Origin of the sequence: Rhodococcus sp. (in: high G+C Gram-positive bacteria) (assembly GCF_049591685.1) — a bacterium.
Classification (GTDB): domain Bacteria; phylum Actinomycetota; class Actinomycetes; order Mycobacteriales; family Mycobacteriaceae; genus Rhodococcoides.
The window spans coordinates 1-2765 of the sequence record NZ_JBAWFH010000072.1 but is presented as its reverse complement, the minus strand read 5'-3'; the positions used below and the strand labels follow the sequence as shown (position 1 = coordinate 2765).

Below are 2765 nucleotides of genomic sequence, written 5' to 3'. Positions count from 1 at the left end.
GTCTCGCGCATCCGCGTGATCTCGTCACCGCGGGCGTCGATGCCGGCGACGGGGTCCGCGAGGACCGGGCGATGGCGGATCATCTCGAGTCCCCGGGCTTCGCGTGCCACCCAGTTGCGCAGCGCAGCGGCCGTCCGGCCGCGTAGCTCGGCGACGAGATTCTGCTCGGCGACGGCGTCGGGCACCACCTGCTTGGCGGCATCGGTGGGCGTCGCGGCACGAAGATCTGCCACGTGGTCGCTCAGGGGACTGTCGGGTTCGTGTCCGATGGCACTGACAATCGGCGTCGTCGCCGACGAGATCGCACGGCACAGCGCTTCGTCGGAGAAGGGCAGTAGGTCTTCGACGCTTCCGCCGCCGCGGGCGAGGATGATGACGTCGACGTTGCCTTCGAGTTCTTTCAGGGCGCCGAGGATGGCGGGTACCGCGGTCGGTCCTTGAACGGGTGTGTGGCGAACCTCGAACTGCGCTGCGGGCCAACGCCTCCGGGCGACGGTGAGGACATCCTTCTCCGCTGCGGATGCGCGCGCGGTGATCAGACCGATGGTCTGCGGTAGGAACGGGAGCGGACGTTTGAGTCGCGGATCGAAAAGTCCTTCGGCGGCCAGCAGCGCGCGCAGTCGTTCGATCCGAGCAAGAAGCTCCCCGACGCCGACCGCGCGAATGTCCGTGGCGCGCAACGAGATGGTGCCGCGACCGGTGTAGAACGACAGCTTGCCGTAGAGGATGACGCGCGCGCCCTCGGTCAGCGGAACAGGGGAGCGGTCGAGCAGCTGAGGAGAGCAGGTGACCGACAACGACATGTCGGCCGACGGATCACGCAGCACCAGAAACGCCGTCCTCGTGCCGGGCCGCGCGTTGATTTGTGTGAGCTGACCCTCGACCCAGATGCTGCCCAGCCGGTCGATCCACCCCGCGACCTTCATGGCCACGGTTCGGACGGGCCACGGTTCTTCGGCTGTGCTCGTGCTCACGGGGCTTGCGGTCACTTGGCTTTCGCAGTGGTGATGCGGTTTTCGAGCATCGTCAGAAACGGCGCACGCTTCGACGTCGCGTTCTCGTACTCACGCAGAGTCTCGAGGTCGTCGAGCGAGAGTGTGCGAAGCCGAGCGCGTAGCTGCGCGAGGGCAAGTGTGTCGTAATCGACGAGGTCGACGATTTCCGGACGGTCGACCTGGGGAGCGCTCGCCGTACGAGGCTCGTCGACGATGTCGCTCGGCGGGGTCGAATAGAGCGCGAACCGTCCCGACGCCACAGCCGGCTCGTGGTCCGGAATGTCCACCTCGCCGTCCGCCCCTGCCGAGATGTCGTCGTCGAACACGGCCCACGACGGCTGCGCCTGATCCGGTGTCCCGATGATCGGTAGCGCGGCAATGACCTGGTCGCCCTTGATGGCCAGCGCGGTGACCTGTTGCTGCAACCGCATCGAACTCGCGAGCACTTCGGAGATGACGGTCATCGGAAAAGTGATGGCCGTATTGGGGAGTCTGCGCGCCTCTTCGACGACGGTCACAGCTACACCGGCAGCCACACGTGCAGCGAACGGGACACGAGTCATGATCACCACCTTGCCTGAAGTCTGCACCTTTTGCCTAGCTGACGAGCCCAAGTGCCTAGCCGACAAGCGCAAGCGCTCCCGGTGTCCACGTATCCTGTAGGCATGTCTTCTGCCGTTCCCTTGAATCTCGGTATCGCACGACCCTCGGGCGAAGGTGTGCCGGCGTACTCCGGTGCCAAGCGAGTTCTCCTCGCCGAGCCACGCGGCTACTGCGCGGGCGTGGATCGCGCCGTCGAGACCGTGGAGAAAGCGCTCGAGCAGCACGGTGCTCCGGTGTACGTCCGCAAGGAGATCGTGCACAACCGCCACGTCGTCGAGACGCTCGCCGACCGCGGCGCCGTGTTCGTCGAAGAAACCGACGAGGTTCCCGAGGGATCGCTGCTGGTGTTCTCCGCGCACGGAGTGTCCCCGGCAGTGCACGCTTCGGCCGCCGAACGCAGCCTGCGCACCATCGACGCAACGTGCCCGTTGGTCACCAAGGTGCACCAGGAAGCCAAGCGATTCGCTCGCGACGACTACGACATCCTGCTCATCGGCCATGAAGGGCACGAAGAGGTCGAGGGCACCGCCGGTGAAGCACCCGACCACGTTCAGCTCGTGGACGGCCCGGACTCGGTGGACAACGTGACGGTTCGCGACGTCAACAAGGTCATCTGGCTGTCGCAGACCACGCTCAGCGTCGACGAGACCATGACCACCGTCGCGCGTCTTCGTGAGCGCTTCCCCACCTTGCAGGACCCGCCGAGCGACGATATCTGCTACGCCACCCAGAACCGTCAGGTCGCCGTCAAGGCAATGGCACCGGAATGCGACCTGGTCATCGTCGTCGGCTCGCCCAACTCGTCCAACTCGGTCCGCCTGGTGGAAGTAGCCCTCACGGCCGGAGCGAAGGCCAGCTACCTCGTCGATTACGCCAAGGACGTCGACACGGCGTGGCTCGACGGCATCACGACCGTCGGCATCACATCGGGCGCGTCGGTGCCCGAGATCCTCGTGGAAGGTGTCATCCAGCTGCTCGCGGAGCATGGCTTCGCGGACGTCCAGCCCGTCACCACGGCCAACGAGACTCTGGTGTTTTCGCTTCCCCGCGAACTCCGTCCCGCGAGGGCCTGAGCTCAGCTGTCCTCGCGGTCCCGGTAGCGAACCTGCGGCACCGGGTGCGGCGGGATGTGGCCGCTGGCCCGCGGTGCGGAGTAGAGGTCGACCT

3 protein-coding genes are annotated in these 2765 nt (G+C 66.2%); 1 reads left to right on the top strand and 2 read right to left on the bottom strand.

The window, feature by feature from the left end:
- Together xseA and WBQ44_RS03440 are read right to left on the bottom strand one after the other, a co-directional pair.
- On the bottom strand, window positions 1–926 hold a 926-nt coding region (xseA, locus tag WBQ44_RS03445; protein ID WP_495565341.1), incomplete at its 3' end, for an exodeoxyribonuclease VII large subunit.
- Between the two features lie 59 nt (window positions 927–985).
- A complete protein-coding gene (locus WBQ44_RS03440; RefSeq protein ID WP_495565340.1) occupies window positions 986–1558 on the bottom strand; it encodes a lipid droplet-associated protein in 573 nt (190 codons plus the stop codon).
- Between the two features lie 102 nt (window positions 1559–1660).
- On the opposite strand from WBQ44_RS03440, the gene WBQ44_RS03435 reads away from it, so the two are divergent.
- The gene (locus WBQ44_RS03435) at window positions 1661–2671 is read left to right on the top strand and encodes a 4-hydroxy-3-methylbut-2-enyl diphosphate reductase (RefSeq protein WP_495565339.1); all 1011 of its coding nucleotides are present in this window, start codon (window positions 1661–1663) and stop codon (window positions 2669–2671) included.
- Window positions 2672–2765: the final 94 nt, after the last annotated feature.

Excerpts from the sequence above, each read along its gene's own strand:
- WBQ44_RS03440 (WP_495565340.1), bottom strand. The coding sequence starts at position 1,558 with ATGACTCGTGTCCCGTTCGCTGCACGTGTGGCTGCCGGTGTAGCTGTG.
- WBQ44_RS03435 (WP_495565339.1), top strand. The coding sequence starts at position 1,661 with ATGTCTTCTGCCGTTCCCTTGAATCTCGGTATCGCACGACCCTCGGGC.